We start from the raw sequence: 16,938 nt of genomic DNA, 5'->3' as shown, positions 1-16,938 counted from the left end.
TTATGAATAAATTCCTCCGTTAATATTAATCACTTCTCCTGTGATGTATGAAGCTTTTCTGGATGCTAAAAATGCAACAAGATCAGCCACTTCTTCTGCTTCCCCGAATCTGTTGGCAGGAATCATCGCCTTCAGCTCATCTTCATTAAATTCCTGGGTCATATCTGTTCTGATAAAGCCCGGTGCGACTGCATTTACGGTAACGTTTCTCTTGGCAACTTCCTGGGCAAGGGCTTTTGTAGCGCCTACCAATGCTCCTTTCGCAGCGGAATAGTTGGTCTGCCCGGCAGTTCCTTTTACCCCTGAGACAGACACCATATTGATAATTCTCCCGTATTTGTTACGAAGCAGTTTCTGGATAAAGAAATTCGTCACATTGAAGAACCCGTCAAGACTGGTGTTGATCACATTATTCCAGTCTTCTTTCTGCATCCACATAAAAAGACCGTCTCTTGTGATACCGGCATTATTAACAATCACTTCTACCACAGCCTCAGGATTTTTCTCCTGCCACGCTGTCAAAACCTGCTGTGTTTCTTCGGTATTTCCTACATCAAATTTAAGAATTTCTCCTGTTGATCCCAATTCTTCCACTTTAGCCAGAGTTTCTTTAGCTGCTGCTTCATTGGAAGCATAGTTGATGAGGATGTGATAGCTTTTCTCTTCAGCCAGTTTTATACAGATAGCCCTCCCGATTCCTCTGGAGCCTCCTGTTACAATTGCACATTTCATGCGTTAGTGTTTATTTCGTTTTTAGTTTTTTTTAGTTAGCTTTTATACCTGCGTATATTTACAGACAATTCATGACAGCTAATAATTACATGTCCTTTAAATATTTCTTTACTTCCTCCAGATACGGATACATGACCATATCGTCTGAGAATGCAGGAATAATTTTTCTGATTTCATCATACAGCTCTTTGGTAGATGATGAAATTTTATCCTGGAAACCAAGATATTCAATCGCCTGAATAATGGTAATCGCTTCAATCGCCAGTACTTCAAAGGCATTTTCAATCACTTTTCTGCAGATTACCGCTGCATTGGTTCCCATGCTTACGATATCCTGATTGTCATTATTGTTGGGAATACTGTGTACATACATTGAATTCGACAGCATCTGGCTTTCTGCCGTAGTAGAAGTTGCCGTAAACTGCACACCCTGCATCCCGAAATTGAAACCTAATTTACCTAAATTTACAAAAGGAGGCAAAATTTCATTGATTTTAGCATTCAAAAGATAGTTCAGCTGTCGTTCTGCAAGCATCGTAAGTTTCGTTACAACGATCTTCAGCTTATCCATTTCAAGAGAGATATAATCCCCGTGGAAGTTTCCTCCGTGATAAACATGCTGATCTTCAACATTGATGATCGGGTTATCATTGGCAGAATTGATCTCATTTTCAAGAACCTTTTCCGTATATTCCAAGGTGTCCAGAACAGGGCCTAAAATCTGTGGAACACATCGTAAAGAATAGTATTCCTGTACTTTCTCCTTAAAGACTTTTTCCTGTTCTTCGAAATGGGTATAAAGGTGATCTTCTCTTTTTCTGATCAGTTTACTGTCTGCCAGGTGTGCCCGCATTCTTTTCGCCACTTCCTGCTGGCCGTAGTGTTTTTTGGTTCCGTTCAAAGCTTCTGATAAATGATCATCATACGCCTGAACAATCTCGTTGATGGCACAGGAAAGCCTGATCGAAATATCGGTAAGCTGATTGGCTTTATAAGCATTTACAATACCGATTCCTGACATTACGGAAGTTCCGTTCATCAAAGCAAGACCTTCACGGATCTCTACTTGTATCGGCTCCAGTCCTTCAGCGGCAAAAACTTCTTTTGTAGACTTTCTTTCTCCTTTATAAAAGACTTCTCCTTCTCCTATCAATACCAGAGCGAGATGTGCCAGCTGTACAAGGTCGCCACTTGCGCCTACTCCTCCGTGTTCAAAGATCAATGGAATAATATCTCTGTTAATCAGCTCCTGAAGAAGGTAAATAACAGACTGGTGTACTCCTGAATTTCCTAACGATAAGGTATTCAGCCTTGCCAGCATACAGGCTTTCACTTCCTGAGCAGGCAAAGGATTTCCGATTCCTGAAGAATGGCTTCTGATCAGGTTATACTGAAGCTGATGCGTATCTTCATCACTGATCTTGAACTGGGCCATGGGACCAAAACCGGTATTGACACCGTATATTACTTTATTTTTTGAAAACTCCTTTAAAAACTGAAAACTCGTATCTACTCTTGATAAAAGTGATTCATCCAGTTCTATTTTTTCATTCCCAATGATAATTTTTTGAAAGTCTTTCAGTTCTAAAAAGTTATTTATTTTCATCAATTAAAAGTAATAGTTGATAATTTTATAAAATATTAATTATTTGTCACTAATTTTGCGGCAAAGATAAAAGTTATTATTAAAATAAAAAATCAAAGATGAGCAAAGAATTTGTTGACGTTCTTGTAATCGGGGCTGGACCTTCCGGATGCGTGTCTTCTTCATACTTAAAGAAGAACAACGTCAACGTAAAAGTTGTCGAAAAGACAAAATTCCCCAGACTGGTAGTGGGTGAAAGCTTAATTCCGAGGGTAATGGACCACTTTGACGAGGCGGGTCTTTTCCCTGCATTAGACAAAATGGGCTTTGAAAAAAAGCTGGGAGCCCGTTTCCTTCGTGGAGATGAAGTCTGCATTTTTGATTTCAGCAACAAGTTTGGGGAAGGCTGGGACTGGACCTGGCAGGTTCCAAGGGCTGATTTTGATAATACCCTTGCTCAGGAAGTCATCAATAAAGGGATTGACCTTGAATTTGAAACTGAAGTGACAGCTATCAGGTTTGACGGAACAGATTCTGTGACTACGGTAAGAAATAAAGATGGAGAAACCAAAGAGATCCATGCTAAATTTGTTATTGATTCCAGCGGTTACGGAAGAGTACTGCCCCGTCTGCTGGATCTGGAAAAACCTTCGAGACTTTCTCCTCACTCTGCTATTTTCTCTCACGTCAACGATATCAACAGGGAACCGGGAGAGGAAGGCACTTTAATTTCTTTTGACATTATTGAGACGGAAGTATGGCTATGGGTGATTCCTTTTTCCAACGGAAATACAAGTTTGGGAATTGTAGGCCCTACCGAATATATTGACAGATTATCTGAAAACGGAGATGCAACAGAAGCGTTGAGAAAAGCCATTTCCCTTTCTGATTATTACGTAAAACGTTTTGGGGATGTAGAATTCCTTTTTGAACCAAGACATCTGAAAGACTATTCCTGTTCTGTAAAAAGTCTGTTCGGGGACGGATTTGCTTTAACAGGAAACGCTTCTGAATTCCTTGATCCTGTTTTCTCATCAGGAATGGCTTTTGCTACAGAGTCCGGAATGCTTGCAGCCAAACTGGCTTTAAGACAGCTCAACGGAGAGAAAATTGACTGGCAGACGGAATATTCAGATTATATTTTATACGGTGTAGATGTTTTCACCACGTATGTCAAAGAATGGTATACGGGAAATCTTCAGGAGTTATTTTTCCACCAGCCGGAAAATCCGGACGTAAAGAAAAAGATCTGCGCCGTTCTTGCAGGATATGTATGGAACAAAGACAATCCTTTTGTGAAGAAGCATGATACGGTAATAAAGAATCTTGCGAACCTCATCAAACTGGAAAAACAGGAACAGCAAAATCAACAATAAAAAAACGGTCTGAATATTCAGACCGTTTTTCGTTTTATTTTTTCAAAGCGTCTTTGATTTCTTTTCCCAGCTTCTTTCCTGTTACTTCATAGGCTGCAGCAATTCTGCCATATTCCCAGCCGAATTCCTTATTTCCCTTGTTTCCTTCTACTTTATCTGCATGTAGTTTCATCACTACTTTTGAAGGGTTATCTGTTTCTACAAATGTAAGATCTGCCGTTAATTTTCCAGGCTGAGATCCTATCATTCCGCCATACCATCCTGCATAGATCCATTTTGCATCAACAATCAGGGTATATTTTGTCTGAACATCTGTTTTGAAAGCCACTTTTTTTGATTTTTCATTCAGGCCTTTAAGGAAAAAGTCAGCATATCTCGAAGATTTGAATATCCCCCACTGAGAACTCCACTCAGCCCAGGTAGATGCTCCTTTTTTATTGGTAATGTCTTTTTGTCTGTTTTCCAGATACTGAGCTTCTGTAAGGTTTTTTTCGTGAAACGTGGCATTCTCAAATATGAACTGAACATTCACTTCGGTCTGATCTTTCAGAAAATCAAAATTTCCGGATTCAAAGTTAATTTGATTCTGTGCAAACGTTGCTGTTGCCATGGCCATAAACAACAACAGGAATAATTTTTTCATGGTTTGTTTTATTTAAATTTTACGGGGCAAATATAAACTAAAAGCAATTCAGCAGAAATAGTAAATATTATTTTATTTCATCGTTTAATAGAGGATTATTTTTTATGATAAAAGCAGGGAGTTCCTGCTTATCTTTTTAATTTTATCTTAAATCAATAAATGTAACCGGCTTTCTGCTGTTGGGATTGAAAACCGTTTTAGACAAAATATCAAAATCTATGATCTCAATTTTAGGACTTACTCTCAATTTTGCACGGAAGTGGTCTCTGACTTCGTTTACAAAACTTTCCTGTTCTGCTTCTGTACTCAATTTGATGATAATCTCGTCAAGACCTATCTCATTCGCCTGGATTACGATCTGATAGCATAAAATATTATTGAAATCATTCAGAATATCGTTCATAGCCGGAGGGTACAATGTTGTCCCTTTGTATTTGATCATCTGCTGCTTTCTTCCGACCACCGGTCCTAACCTCATGGTATTTCTTCCGCACTGGCATGGCTCATAATGGGCTTTTACAAGGTCTCCTGTCTTAAATCTCAATAAAGGAATGGCTTCCACTCCCAGTGTAGTAATGGTGAGTTCCCCGCTTTCTCCTTCCTTCACAGGGTTTCCGTCATCATCAAGGATCTCTGTAATGATCAGCTCAGGATGATGGTGCCCTCCAATCTGGAATTCACATTCTGTAAAGGCAGTGCTCATTTCGGTAGAAGCATAGGTGGAAAATAGTTTTATGTCCCATTTTTCTTTGATTTTCTGTGACAGGATATTATCTGTAAAATCCTGGTTTTTTATGCTTTCCCCGATACAAACGGCACCATACACACTCGCATTTTTATAATCCAGGCCATGTTTTTCAGCATAATCGATCATCTTCAGTAAAAATGACGGAACGGTAATGAGGTATTTGGGTTTGTACCTGAAGATTGAGTCCCACTGCAGCTCAGGAATTCCCGGCCCCATCCTCACAACGCTTGCGCCCATCTTTCTAAGTCCTAAAAAGTAAGCAAGTCCTGCCATAAAGCGTTTATCTATGGTGGTGATCATCTGGACGACATCTCCTTTCCGAATGCCTGCACAGGCAAAAGATATGGCTTCGTTGTAAGCCAGCCTTTCAAGATCGCTATCTGACAAACCAAAAGTGACAGGATCTCCTAAAGTTCCGGAAGTAGTACTGTAGTCTACGATTTTATCTGGTGTGATGCAGAAAAAATCATGGTTATGCTGCTGAAGATCATTCTTTGTAGTGGTTGGGATCTTATTAAGATCTTCCAAGGTACGGATATCCCCGATGCTGATATGATGTTCTCTGAACAACTTCTGATAAAAAGGGGAATGGTTTTCAAGATAGGTCAAAAGCTCACGAAGTTTTTCTTCCTGAAATAATTTGATTTCCTGAATCCCTGCTTTCTCGATTGACGGATGAAATTCCAATGATTTTAATTTTTAAAAGGCAAATTTATTTAATTAAAATGAAAAGATTTCAAGATGACCCAAGTATTAAAAGATTATTTACCTATTGAATGTAAAAGTTTGAGTATTCGCATTTCCTGCTGTATTGACTGTCGTTACTTTTAAAGTATGTGAACCGGAACCTTTCGGGCATTTTTCGTCAAAAATATAAACAAAATCATTTTTCACACGGGCAAATCTCAGCCATTTCCCATCAAGTTCAGCCCGGAAGGAAACAATATCACCTACTTTCGTACTACCTTTTAGCCGTAAAGAACTCCCGTTTACCATTGCCCCTTCTTTCCATCCTGAAGAAACGGATGGCCCATTGTTATCCACTATCAATTCTGCGGTTCCCAGCCTGTTGAACTGTGCTTCTGCCTGATCGCCGTTCCATTTTGTTTTTACGGCATCTTTATCACTTCCGTAATTAAATACAACTACTGCCCTCTCTTTCTCTTCTTTGGAAAGCTTTCTGTTGGGTTTTATCTTCAAAGTATAATAATCATGAACGGGAAGGTATGGATTCTGTAAAACAATGGTATTGGAAGCGGCATTTCCATCCGTGCTGGCTTTTTCATCCATATTAAAATTCATGGCATCATACACTGCATTTTTACTGAAGCTGATTTCTGCATTTTCAGTGGTAAGGGTTTTTCCTTCATCAGGTAAAATAGTCTTTCCTGAAGATGTTATCCCACTTCCCGTATTACTCAGCTGAACTTTAGTGGTTAGCCTGCTGGTGTTTCCTTTTACATCTTTTAAGACAATTTCGATATTGTGGATCTCTTCATCCTGAAGGTTGATGATTCCTGACAGATCAGGTACACTGTAGTTTTGCAGTTTCATCCCCGGTAATGAAGACAAGTGCTGAATTCCTGCTTTGTCCCTGATAAACCTGGTATAATCTATACAGCCATTCAGATAACGGGTATCATCATAGCTCACCTTATCTATACTGAAACCATATATCAGTTTTCCATCCATCAATATTTCAGCTTTATAAATACCCAGGTTAAATCCCTGATTGGCTTTGTCTGCGGCTTTAATTCCAAAGCTGATCATGGGAGAATGTACTCTGACCACATCAGCTGTGTAAGCATTTCCAGTTTTTTTAACTGCAATTCCGTTTGCTCCGGGCTCATAGGTACTGAATCTCCGGTCGTACCAATACAGTCCACTGATTATAGGCGCTACAGAATCCGGAATATTAAATCCAAATAGCAGAGGATTGAGACATTCTTCCGTTTTAGTATCCCGAATCTCAAAATGCAGATGGGGTCCTGCTGAACCTCCTGTATTTCCGCTCAAAGCAATCAGCTGTCCTTTTGTTACAGGAAATTGCCCTGGCTGAAAGGTGATATCCTGTTCCCATTTTTCGTCTTTATATTGCTTTTCTTTTACGTATTCATCCAGTGTATCAAAATATTTGTTCAGATGGGCATAAACAGTGGTATATCCATTGGGATGGGTAATATACACTGCATTTCCGAAACCGTACCGTTCCACTTTAATCCGGCTCACATAGCCATCTGCTGCTGCAACCACAGATAAGTTTTCCTTACTGTTGGTTCTCAGATCGAGTCCCATATGAAAGTGATTGGTTCTTACCGCTCCAAAATTGGCAGCAAGCTGCATGGGAATGTTCAAGGGGTTGCGGAAATAATTTTGTGGATAATTATTTTGAGCTTTTGTGATGGTACTATTGATAAAACAAATAATGATCATCAGTTGGGAAAAAACTTTCATACAGCATTTGGGTTTTAGTTCTACCTTAAGGATATAAGATTTCAAGCAATGATCGTGCTATATTACTCTTGTTGATGGAGAGTTTTTTATTTTTAACCCGCAGCTGACAAAAATTTTCACAGATGATTATGATGATCAGTCTGCGAAATCTGCATGAGAAATCAATTAGGTTTTGGCTAAAGCCTATGGAAGGATTTCTTATCATTTAAGCGGGCTAAAGCCCGCTTCTATTGAATAAATGAAAGGGAAAAATCACATTTTATCCATCGTTGTGATTCACTTCCCGGTCTTCTTTTCATTTATATTTCTGAAATTGAACTTTTTAATAGAAATTACCTAAATAAAACATATCTTATAAACCGACAAAATTCACTAAATTTGCAGACTTAATTAATCAACGAATATTGAGATATTTACAATGAGCCAATTTAAAGAATACAAAAACCTCAACCTTATTGACGTAGCAGAGAATGTAGCGGAATTTTGGAAACAAAATAAAACTTTCAATAAGAGTGTTGAGATTCGTCAGGGAAATCCTGAGTTTGTTTTTTATGAAGGTCCGCCTTCAGCAAACGGTATGCCTGGAATTCACCACGTAATGGCAAGAGCATTGAAGGATATTTTCTGCCGTTACCAGACTCAGAACGGGAAACAGGTTTTCCGTAAAGCAGGCTGGGATACGCATGGTCTTCCTGTGGAACTGGGTGTAGAAAAAGAATTAGGAATTACCAAAGAAGATATTGGCAAAAAAATCTCTATTGAAGATTATAATAAAGCTTGTCGTGAAGCTGTAATGCGTTATACCGATGTATGGAATAACCTTACAGAGAAAATCGGATATTGGGTAGACCTTGATGATCCGTACATTACGTACAAGTCAAAATATATGGAAACCGTTTGGTGGTTATTGAAGCAGTTATATGACAAAAGCTTGCTGTATAAAGGCTACACGATCCAGCCTTACTCTCCGAAAGCAGGAACAGGACTTTCTTCTCACGAGCTGAATCAGCCCGGGACATATCGTGATGTTTCAGATACTACGGTTGTGGCTCAGTTTAAGGTGAAAAAAGATTCTTCAGCGTTATTCAATGATGTTGACGGAGATGTACATATCCTTGCATGGACGACAACTCCATGGACGCTGCCTTCCAATACTGCTCTTACAGTAGGCAGAGATATCGAGTATGTTGTAGTTAAAACTTTCAATCAATATACTTTTGAGCCTGTAACGGTTGTTTTGTCAAGTGTTCTTTTACCTAAAGTTTTCGGTAAAAAATATGCAGAATGTTCTGATGAGGATTTTGCCAACTATACTCCTGAAACGAAAGTAATTCCTTTCAGAATTTTAAAAGAATTTACCGGGGAAAAACTTGTTGATACAAGATATGAGCAATTGGTACCATGGTTTACTCCAAATGATCATCCTGAGAATGCTTTCAGGGTAATCTTAGGGGATTTCGTAACCACTGAGGATGGTACAGGTATCGTACACACGGCTCCTACTTTCGGTGCTGATGATGCGAGAGTGGCTAAAATGGCTCAGCCTGAAATTCCACCGATGTTGGTAAAAGATGAGAACGACAACCTTGTACCATTGGTAGATTTACAGGGTAGATTTATCAAAGGAGAAAATGTTCCTGAGGTATTCTCCGGAAAATATATCAAGAATGAATATTATGATGAAGGAACTGCTCCTGAAAAATCATGGGATGTAGAACTTGCCATCCTGCTGAAAACAGAGAACAAAGCCTTCAAAGTAGAAAAATATGTCCACTCGTATCCACACTGCTGGAGAACAGACAAACCGGTATTGTATTATCCGCTGGATTCATGGTTTGTAAAGATGACGGCTGTGAAAGACAGACTGGTTAACCTGAACAAAGAAATCAACTGGAAGCCGAAAGCTACCGGAGAAGGACGTTTTGCCAACTGGTTAGAGAATGTGAACGACTGGAACCTTTCCCGCTCAAGATATTGGGGAATTCCATTGCCGATCTGGAGAACCGATGATCTGAAAGAAGAAAAGATCATCGGTTCCGTAGAAGAGCTTTACAACGAAATCGAGAAATCGATTGCTGCAGGATTGATGACTGAGAACCCGTTCAAAGGATTCATCATCGGAAATATGTCTGAGTCTAATTATGAGCTTGTGGATCTTCATAAGAATGTAGTGGATAAAGTAATTTTAGTTTCTGATTCAGGAAAAGCAATGAAGCGTGAAAGCGATCTGATCGACGTTTGGTTCGACTCTGGATCTATGCCTTATGCCCAGTTGCATTATCCTTTTGAAAACAAAGAATTAATTGACAATAATAAAGCGTTCCCTGCTGATTTCATTGCAGAAGGTGTAGACCAGACCCGTGGATGGTTCTATACGCTTCACGCAATCGGAACTGCTGTGTTTGACTCTGTAGCTTATAAAAATGTAATGAGTAACGGTCTTGTTCTGGATAAGAACGGGCAGAAGATGTCAAAACGTTTGGGAAATGCTGTAGATCCGTTCGAAACGCTTTCAGTATACGGACCGGACGCTACCCGTTGGTATATGATCTCCAATGCCAATCCTTGGGAAAACCTGAAGTTTGATATTGAAGGAATCGACGAAGTAAGAAGAAAGTTCTTCGGAACACTTTATAACACATATTCATTCTTTGCTTTATATGCGAATGTTGACGGATTCAGTTATTCGGAAAAAGAAGTGGAAAACCGTCCTGAAATCGACAGATGGATCCTTTCTGAACTGAACTTACTGATCAAGGACGTCAAAGCGTTCTACGAAGATTATGAACCGACAAGAGTGGCAAGAGCGATCAATACTTTCGTGAATGACAACCTGAGTAACTGGTATGTAAGATTATGCAGGAGACGTTTCTGGAAAGGAGATTATTCTGATGATAAAATCTCTGCTTACCAGACTTTATATACCTGTCTTGAAGTAGTGGCTAAATTATCTGCTCCTATTGCTCCGTTCTTTATGGATCAGTTGTATCAGGACCTGAATAAAGTAACAGGTAAGGAAAACTGTGAATCTGTACACCTTACAGACTTCCCGGTTGCTGATGAAAGTTTAATTGATCAGGATCTGGTTGAGAAAACCCATTTAGCTCAAACCATCACGAGTCTGGTATTGTCTATCAGACGTGCAGAAAGCTTAAAAGTAAGACAGCCGCTTCAAAGAGTATTGATTCCTATTTTAGATAAGAAGACTGAAGAGCAGATTCTTGCTGTGGCAGATCTGATCAAGCAGGAAGTAAACGTGAAAGAGCTGCAGCTGATCAATGCTGAAGAAGCTTCTCACTTAATTATAAAACAGATAAAGCCTAACTTCAAAGCTCTTGGTCCTAAACTGGGAAAAGACATGAAAGTAGTGGGTGCTGAAATCAGCAATCTTACCACAGAACAGATTGCCGCTCTTGAAAAAGAAGGAAAACTTGACGTTCAGGGCTATGAGATCACGGTGGATGATGTGGAAATTTCCACAAAAGATATCCCTGGATGGACGGTAACTTCTGATGGAAAAACAACTGTGGCATTAGATTTGACGTTAACCGATGAGTTAAAGTCTGAAGGTATCGCAAGAGAGTTCATCAACAGAATTCAAAACCTGCGAAAAGAGAAGAATTTTGAACTGACTGACAGGATCAATATCTCCATTGAAGAGAATTCTCCATTTATTGAAGATATTAAGAAAAATGAGGAATATATTTCTTCTGAAGTCTTGTCAAATAAAATAGAAATTGTATCTTCACTTTCAAATTTTAACGAAATCGAAATTGATGAGGTTAATTTTAAGATAAATATTGAAAAAAATTAACATGTAGTTATTGTATTTCAAATTCCATTTCATAATTTTATTAAAAAAGAGAAAGAATATGTCAGACGAAAGAGTTAGATACAGCGATGCTGATTTACAGGAATTTAGAGCGATCATTAAAGAAAAAATAGAAAAAGCAGAAAAAGATCTTCAGCTGATCAGAGAAAGTTTCATCAATGACCAGAATAACGGAACGGATGATACTTCACCTACCTTCAAAGCATTTGAAGAAGGAGCAGAAACGCTGAGCAAAGAGCAGAACTCTATTTTGGCAGGAAGACAGGAAAAATTCGTGCGTGATCTTAAGAATGCCTTAATCAGAATCGAAAACAAAACGTATGGTGTTTGCAGGGTAACAGGGAAGCTGATTCCTAAGGAAAGACTTTTAGCCGTTCCTCACGCTACGCTGAGCATCGAAGCGAAAAATATGCAGAAATAGCCGTAAGGTTTATTCAAATAATATTGGGTTTATATCGTATTCACGGATACTTTATAAACCTAATTTTTAATGTATACCCATGAGCGAAGTATTCATTTTAATCATCATTGTTGCAATAGCTTTGGCATTCTTCAACAGGGAATGGATCAGGAACAGGTTCTTTCCCAGGAAACATACCAACTACACCATCGATGATCAGTTTAATTCTGATAAACGTGAACGGGAGAAAGAAATAGACAGACTTTTGAGTAAGATGGGCAAAAACGGAATCAATGATCTGTCTGCAAAAGACAGAAAGCGACTTGACGAATTGTCCAAAATGTAATTATTAAATATAAGAAATGGAATCTATCATAGTACATCCTAAAAATTCTATGGAGCTTAGTGCACTGAAAAGTGTATTGAAAGAAATGAACATTAAATTTGAAAAGGCTCACGTTAAAAGTTCATACAACGGGCAGAAAGTAGTCAAGAAAGCCAGTGACACCAGAAATGTAAAGCCGGCTTCAAAACCGTCAAAACCTAAAGGACAGTAATGAAAAAGATCTTAGCTATAACCTTTTTGGTATTGTTGATAGACCAGGCTTCAAAAATTTATATTAAAACGCATTTTAACCTGGACGACAGTGTTTCTGTTTTTCCCGGTTTCAAACTTACTTTTGTAGAAAATCCGGGAATGGCCTACGGGTTCCACTTCGGGGGAATCATTGGAAAATATTTCCTTGTCATTCTAAGAATTTTCCTGATCGGAGGAATGGTCTACATGTTTAGAAAATGGTTAAAAGAGGGAGCTTCCAACTATCTTCTGATTCCGATGGCAGTTATTTTTGCCGGAGCAATCGGAAACCTGATAGACGGAATGTTCTATGGGATGATCTTCGACAGCGGAACCATTTATGATCCAAGTATTGACAGGTGGCTTGGTTACGGAGGAACTTCAAAGCTTGTGCCTTTCGGACACGGCTACTCTACCTTCATGAAGGGTTGCGTAGTAGATATGCTTCACTTCCCGCTGGTAGACTGGTATGTTCCTGAAAGCTGGCCTTTAATCGGTGGAAAGCATCTTGAATTCTTCAAGTATATTTTCAACGTTGCCGATTCTGCAATCACTGTAGGGGCTGCATTCTTATTAATATTCAGAAAAAAAGCTTTCCCTAACGGACTGGAGTTTTAAAAGATCTCTTTTCAGATGAAAAAAATAATTAAAAATATTTTTAAATTTTTCCTGCTTCTTCTGGTTGCAGGAATTATTTTTATTGCCTGGACCAACTACAGCATTAAAAAAGAAAGTGCTCCATTTGTATCCTATCATATTGCTGATATTCCGGAAGCCAAAACAGCTTTACTGCTCGGAACCGGCAAAGTACTGAGCAACGGTATGCCCAATGCTTATTTCGACAACAGGATCAGGGCCGCTACAGATTTATACAAAAGCGGAAAAATACAGTACATCATCGTAAGTGGTGACAACAGTACCAAAGACTATAATGAACCTGAAGATATGCAGACAGCATTAGTACAGCAGGGAATCCCAAAGGATAAGATCATTCTGGATCATGCCGGTTTCCGTACACTGGATTCTGTGATACGGGCAAAGGAGATTTTCGGGCAGACCCAGCTGGTTATTATCTCCCAGAAGTTCCATAATGAAAGAGCTGTATTTCTGGCCAGAAAAAAAGGAATGCAGGCCTTTGGCTATAATGCAGAAGATGTAAATAAATATGCAGGTTTAAAGACCAATATGAGAGAGTATCTGGCAAAAGCTAAGGTATATTGGGATCTTCTTTTTGGAGTAGAGCCAAAGTTCGGAGGAGAGAAAATTGTAATTCCATAATTGTTCGAGCTACAGATTTCACAGATTTGCACGAATGATCATGCTGGGAAATGGAACTGCAGCTACTGAATTTTAAATAGAGGGCATTTAATCTTTTGATCTTTTTCATTCATTATTCCCGTTAAACCTCGTAAATTTGCAATTCATTAATTTTTTAAAATAAATTTTAAACCAATGTCAAGAATTCTTACCGGCATTCAAGCCACCGGAACCCCCCATCTTGGAAATTTACTTGGGGCGATTATTCCTGCTATCGAACTATCCAAGCAGGAAGGAAATGAATCATTTTTATTTATTGCGAATCTTCATACGCTTACCCAGATCAAAGATGCGCAGACCTTAAGACAAAATACCTACGAGATTGCTGCGGCTTGGCTTGCTTGTGGGTTAGATACCGAAAAAACATTCTTCTACAGACAAAGTGATATCGCTGAAACCTGTGAACTATCTTGGCATTTATCATGTTTTTTCCCTTATCAAAGATTAACATTAGCGCACTCATTTAAGGATAAAGCTGACCGTCTTCAGGATGTGAATGCAGGGCTGTTTACTTATCCTATTCTGATGGCTGCAGATATTTTATTATACGATGCAGAGATTGTTCCTGTAGGAAAAGACCAGCTTCAGCACCTGGAGTTTGCCAGAGATGTCGCTTCAAGGTTCAATAACCAGATGGGTGAAATTCTGGTATTGCCTCAGTCTGAACTTCAGGAAGACACTAAATATGTTCCCGGAACAGACGGTCAGAAAATGTCAAAATCAAGAGGAAATATCATCAACATTTTCTTACCTGAAAAGGAACTGAAAAAACAGGTGATGAGCATTGAAACAGATTCCAAATCGCTGGAAGAACCTAAAGATCCTGAAACAGATAAAGTTTTTGCCATCTACCAACTGATCGCTACGCCAGAACAGACAGAAGAATTAAGAGCAAAATACCTTGCCGGAAACTTCGGATACGGACATGCTAAAAAGGAACTTCTGGATCTTATTTTGGTACGTTTTGAGAAAGAAAGAGAGATTTTCAATTATTATATGAATAATCTTGAAGAGTTGGAGGCGAAACTACAGCAGGGAGCTGAGAAAACAAGACCAATTGCTCTGGAAACACTTAAAAGAGTAAGAACAAGCTTAGGATTTTAATGCCGGGCTTTATACATAATAGGCGGCTATCTCATTTGAGGTAGCCGTTATTTTTTTGTTACAGATTTAGAATAGAAAATAATTCATGTATTTGGATTGTTTCCATTATACATTATATACGAATTTCTTTACTGATGCGCGTTCTTAGTAAGAATAAAATAATGCATCTGATCTTCAAATTCATAGCTGATTTCCCAGCCAGGATATTGTTTGATGATCGTTTGGATGATAGACAGTCCCAGGCCGGTAGAAGTATGATCCGAACCCTGTTTGTAGAAACGGTTAAAGATCCGGGCTTTATCTAAGGCCACAGACGTCCCGCTGTTCTGAAATGTAAGTCTGTCATTTTCAATCATAATATTTAAAATTCCAGCTTCATTGTTATATTTTACTGCATTTTTCAGAAGGTTAGAAAGCAGAATATCCGCAAGGTCCTGATTAAAATCCGCTATAAAATATCCTTTTTCTATGATGTTGACCTGTATTTTTTTAAACTCTATAAAGTCTTCAAAGTCCTGAACCAGCTTAGTAATCATCACATTGAAATCTACCCCGGAAGTTTTATTAAACTGACTGTTTTCTATTTTGGAAAGCATTAATAAAGACTTGTTCAGTCCTACCATTCTTCGCAGGTCATTTTTGATTTCAGAAAGTAAGTTCATATTCTTTTCATCAGGTTCTTCGTTTTGAATCTGCAGGTCTATCTTATTGATGACGATCGCCAGCGGAGTCTGAAGCTCGTGGGACGCATTTTCAATAAACTGTTTCTGCTGATAGAATACAAGCTCATTACGCTCAATCATTTCATTAATCTCCACGTTCAGTTCATCAAATTCTTTAATCAGATAATTCTGTTCCTGCTCACTGGCAGGGATTCCGAACTGATATTTTTTAAGCTTATCAAGAATTTTATAAAACGGACGCATCGCTTTGTTGAGAAGGTATCCGTTCACCACCACAATACTGATTACCAAAAGAAGATAAAGAACAATGAGTGCTGTGGTAAGGTCATAGATCAACTCATCTTCTTCTACGGTGGAAGTTCTGATGACAAGGCGCTGATGGTTTTTATACTGATCGATAAAATCGGCTTCAAGCACTCTGTAAGGCTGATCCTTATCATCATACTCCATATAATACATCTTATTGTAGAGCCTGCTTTTGTTTTGATATTCTGCAGCCCTGATCGGAATGATCTTAAATTCATTAAATCCGAATTCATTATTCTTCAGCAGCTGAGGATTGAGGTAAACTGCTTTAATGATCTGTATTTTCCGATCCCGTAAGCCGTCATCCACATTATCATGCACCTCATCCAGAATGTAGGCATAAAAGAGACCTGCCCATACTGCAATAATCAGCAGAAGGATCATGATCAGGTATTTGATGGTATAATATTTTAACGAAACTTTCATCAGACAAATTTATATCCTATTCCGTATACTGCCTGAAAGTCAGCTTCAGAATTCAGTGCTTTTAACTTTTTACGGAGGTTTTTGATCTGTGAATAAATAAAATCCAGGCTGTCGGCCTGATCAATATAATCACCCCAGATGGCCTCTGCCAGAGTTGTTTTCTGCAGTGTTTTTTCCGGATGGATCACGAAGTAGTACAGAAGATCATATTCTTTCCGGTTCAGGATCAGTTCTTCCTGTCCTACTTTCACGGTTCTGTTATCCGGATCAATGCTTATGTTTTTATAGGTAAGAATATTTTCCCCGTCCTGTTGATTTCTTCTGATCACAGATTTAATCCTGGCCATAAGCTCTGCGAGGTGAAAAGGTTTTGCAAGATAATCATCTGCTCCTATTTCCAGCCCTTCTACTTTATCATCCACCGAATCTTTGGCAGAAAGGATGATAACAGGATCTTTTTTATGCATTTTTTTGATCTCTTTCAGAAGATCGATACCGTTTCCGTCGGGCAGCATGATATCCAGAAGAATACAGTCATATTCATAGGAAATAATCTTGTCCAGTCCGGAACTGTAATCGGGGGCATATTCTACAATAAAATGCTCACCTTCCAGAAACTTCTGTACAGTATCCTTTAATTCCGGCTCATCTTCTACTATTAAAATCTTCATATCTGCTGTTTATAAGTCTGCCAAGTGAAATTGCGTATATCAAATATATAAAATTACGGAGGAATGCGGAAAGGAAGCCAAGCC

General features: G+C 38.7%; 15 protein-coding genes. 8 read left to right on the top strand and 7 right to left on the bottom strand.

The annotated features are described in order from the left end of the window. Positions 1-732: a 3-oxoacyl-ACP reductase FabG gene (gene fabG / locus BBI00_RS21925; RefSeq protein WP_065400966.1), complete on the bottom strand. Its 732-nt coding sequence runs from the start codon at positions 730-732 to the stop codon at positions 1-3. An 85-nt stretch (positions 733-817) separates the two neighbouring features. Then, on the bottom strand, positions 818-2,338 hold the full coding sequence (locus tag BBI00_RS21920) for an HAL/PAL/TAL family ammonia-lyase (RefSeq protein ID WP_065400965.1): 1,521 nt from the start codon (positions 2,336-2,338) through the stop codon (positions 818-820). A 98-nt stretch (positions 2,339-2,436) separates the two neighbouring features. On the opposite strand from BBI00_RS21920, the gene BBI00_RS21915 reads away from it, so the two are divergent. Next, positions 2,437-3,693, top strand: a complete 1,257-nt coding sequence (locus tag BBI00_RS21915; RefSeq protein ID WP_065400964.1) for an NAD(P)/FAD-dependent oxidoreductase — start codon at positions 2,437-2,439, stop codon at positions 3,691-3,693. Positions 3,694-3,727: 34 nt separating this feature from the next. On the opposite strand, the gene BBI00_RS21910 is transcribed toward BBI00_RS21915, so the two are convergent. The 3 genes from BBI00_RS21910 to BBI00_RS21900 all read right to left on the bottom strand — a co-directional run bounded on the left by BBI00_RS21910 (position 3,728) and on the right by BBI00_RS21900 (position 7,538). Further along, the gene (locus BBI00_RS21910; protein WP_065400963.1) at positions 3,728-4,336 is read right to left on the bottom strand and encodes a hypothetical protein; all 609 of its coding nucleotides are present in this window, start codon (positions 4,334-4,336) and stop codon (positions 3,728-3,730) included. Positions 4,337-4,478: 142 nt separating this feature from the next. Then, positions 4,479-5,771, bottom strand: coding sequence for a phenylacetate--CoA ligase family protein (locus BBI00_RS21905; protein ID WP_065400962.1), 1,293 nt, complete (start codon positions 5,769-5,771; stop codon positions 4,479-4,481). Between the two features lie 78 nt (positions 5,772-5,849). Beyond that, complete coding sequence (locus BBI00_RS21900) at positions 5,850-7,538, bottom strand: M23 family metallopeptidase (RefSeq protein ID WP_065400961.1); 1,689 nt, start codon at positions 7,536-7,538, stop codon at positions 5,850-5,852. Between the two features lie 418 nt (positions 7,539-7,956). Here BBI00_RS21900 and ileS point away from each other — a divergent pair, with 418 nt between their 5' ends. From ileS to trpS, 7 genes are all read left to right on the top strand, one after another. After that, a complete protein-coding gene (ileS, locus tag BBI00_RS21895) occupies positions 7,957-11,352 on the top strand; it encodes an isoleucine--tRNA ligase (protein ID WP_065400960.1) in 3,396 nt (1,131 codons plus the stop codon). 58 nt (positions 11,353-11,410) lie between these two features. Next, positions 11,411-11,791: a TraR/DksA family transcriptional regulator gene (locus BBI00_RS21890; protein ID WP_045501318.1), complete on the top strand. Its 381-nt coding sequence runs from the start codon at positions 11,411-11,413 to the stop codon at positions 11,789-11,791. A gap of 79 nt (positions 11,792-11,870) precedes the next feature. Continuing rightward, complete coding sequence (locus BBI00_RS21885) at positions 11,871-12,116, top strand: DUF6576 domain-containing protein (protein ID WP_065400959.1); 246 nt, start codon at positions 11,871-11,873, stop codon at positions 12,114-12,116. 16 nt (positions 12,117-12,132) lie between these two features. Beyond that, positions 12,133-12,327 (top strand): DUF2683 family protein, encoded by a 195-nt coding sequence (locus BBI00_RS21880; RefSeq protein ID WP_065400958.1) that lies wholly within the window; start codon positions 12,133-12,135, stop codon positions 12,325-12,327. Continuing rightward, the gene (locus BBI00_RS21875) at positions 12,327-12,965 is read left to right on the top strand and encodes a lipoprotein signal peptidase (protein ID WP_065400957.1); all 639 of its coding nucleotides are present in this window, start codon (positions 12,327-12,329) and stop codon (positions 12,963-12,965) included. The genes BBI00_RS21880 and BBI00_RS21875 overlap by 1 nt, the downstream gene beginning before the upstream one ends. A 15-nt stretch (positions 12,966-12,980) precedes the next feature. After that, positions 12,981-13,625 carry a SanA/YdcF family protein gene (locus BBI00_RS21870; RefSeq protein ID WP_065400956.1) on the top strand — a complete coding sequence of 215 codons (645 nt, stop codon included), beginning with the start codon at positions 12,981-12,983 and terminating at the stop codon, positions 13,623-13,625. A 174-nt stretch (positions 13,626-13,799) separates the two neighbouring features. After that, positions 13,800-14,768: a tryptophan--tRNA ligase gene (gene trpS, locus BBI00_RS21865; RefSeq protein WP_065400955.1), complete on the top strand. Its 969-nt coding sequence runs from the start codon at positions 13,800-13,802 to the stop codon at positions 14,766-14,768. Between the two features lie 128 nt (positions 14,769-14,896). Here the strand turns inward: trpS and BBI00_RS21860 are convergent, their stop codons facing one another. Both BBI00_RS21860 and BBI00_RS21855 read right to left on the bottom strand, forming a co-directional pair. Then, positions 14,897-16,183 (bottom strand): sensor histidine kinase, encoded by a 1,287-nt coding sequence (locus BBI00_RS21860; protein WP_065400954.1) that lies wholly within the window; start codon positions 16,181-16,183, stop codon positions 14,897-14,899. Beyond that, a complete protein-coding gene (locus BBI00_RS21855; RefSeq protein WP_065400953.1) occupies positions 16,183-16,854 on the bottom strand; it encodes a response regulator transcription factor in 672 nt (223 codons plus the stop codon). Before BBI00_RS21855 ends, BBI00_RS21860 begins: the two co-directional genes overlap by 1 nt. Positions 16,855-16,938 lie beyond the last annotated feature (84 nt).

This window comes from Chryseobacterium arthrosphaerae, assembly GCF_001684965.1.
In the GTDB taxonomy this organism is placed as follows: domain Bacteria; phylum Bacteroidota; class Bacteroidia; order Flavobacteriales; family Weeksellaceae; genus Chryseobacterium; species Chryseobacterium arthrosphaerae.
The sequence above is the reverse complement of the archived record's forward strand: the minus strand, read 5'-3'. Positions and strand labels throughout refer to the sequence as shown.

Excerpts from the sequence above, each read along its gene's own strand:
- BBI00_RS21880 (WP_065400958.1), top strand. The coding sequence starts at position 12,133 with ATGGAATCTATCATAGTACATCCTAAAAATTCTATGGAGCTTAGTGCA.
- BBI00_RS21885 (WP_065400959.1), top strand. The coding sequence starts at position 11,871 with ATGAGCGAAGTATTCATTTTAATCATCATTGTTGCAATAGCTTTGGCA.
- BBI00_RS21860 (WP_065400954.1), bottom strand. The coding sequence starts at position 16,183 with ATGAAAGTTTCGTTAAAATATTATACCATCAAATACCTGATCATGATC.
- BBI00_RS21875 (WP_065400957.1), top strand. The coding sequence starts at position 12,327 with ATGAAAAAGATCTTAGCTATAACCTTTTTGGTATTGTTGATAGACCAG.
- BBI00_RS21870 (WP_065400956.1), top strand. The coding sequence starts at position 12,981 with ATGAAAAAAATAATTAAAAATATTTTTAAATTTTTCCTGCTTCTTCTG.
- BBI00_RS21920 (WP_065400965.1), bottom strand. The coding sequence starts at position 2,338 with ATGAAAATAAATAACTTTTTAGAACTGAAAGACTTTCAAAAAATTATC.
- BBI00_RS21855 (WP_065400953.1), bottom strand. The coding sequence starts at position 16,854 with ATGAAGATTTTAATAGTAGAAGATGAGCCGGAATTAAAGGATACTGTA.
- BBI00_RS21890 (WP_045501318.1), top strand. The coding sequence starts at position 11,411 with ATGTCAGACGAAAGAGTTAGATACAGCGATGCTGATTTACAGGAATTT.
- fabG (WP_065400966.1), bottom strand. The coding sequence starts at position 732 with ATGAAATGTGCAATTGTAACAGGAGGCTCCAGAGGAATCGGGAGGGCT.
- BBI00_RS21900 (WP_065400961.1), bottom strand. The coding sequence starts at position 7,538 with ATGAAAGTTTTTTCCCAACTGATGATCATTATTTGTTTTATCAATAGT.
- BBI00_RS21910 (WP_065400963.1), bottom strand. The coding sequence starts at position 4,336 with ATGAAAAAATTATTCCTGTTGTTGTTTATGGCCATGGCAACAGCAACG.
- BBI00_RS21915 (WP_065400964.1), top strand. The coding sequence starts at position 2,437 with ATGAGCAAAGAATTTGTTGACGTTCTTGTAATCGGGGCTGGACCTTCC.
- ileS (WP_065400960.1), top strand. The coding sequence starts at position 7,957 with ATGAGCCAATTTAAAGAATACAAAAACCTCAACCTTATTGACGTAGCA.
- trpS (WP_065400955.1), top strand. The coding sequence starts at position 13,800 with ATGTCAAGAATTCTTACCGGCATTCAAGCCACCGGAACCCCCCATCTT.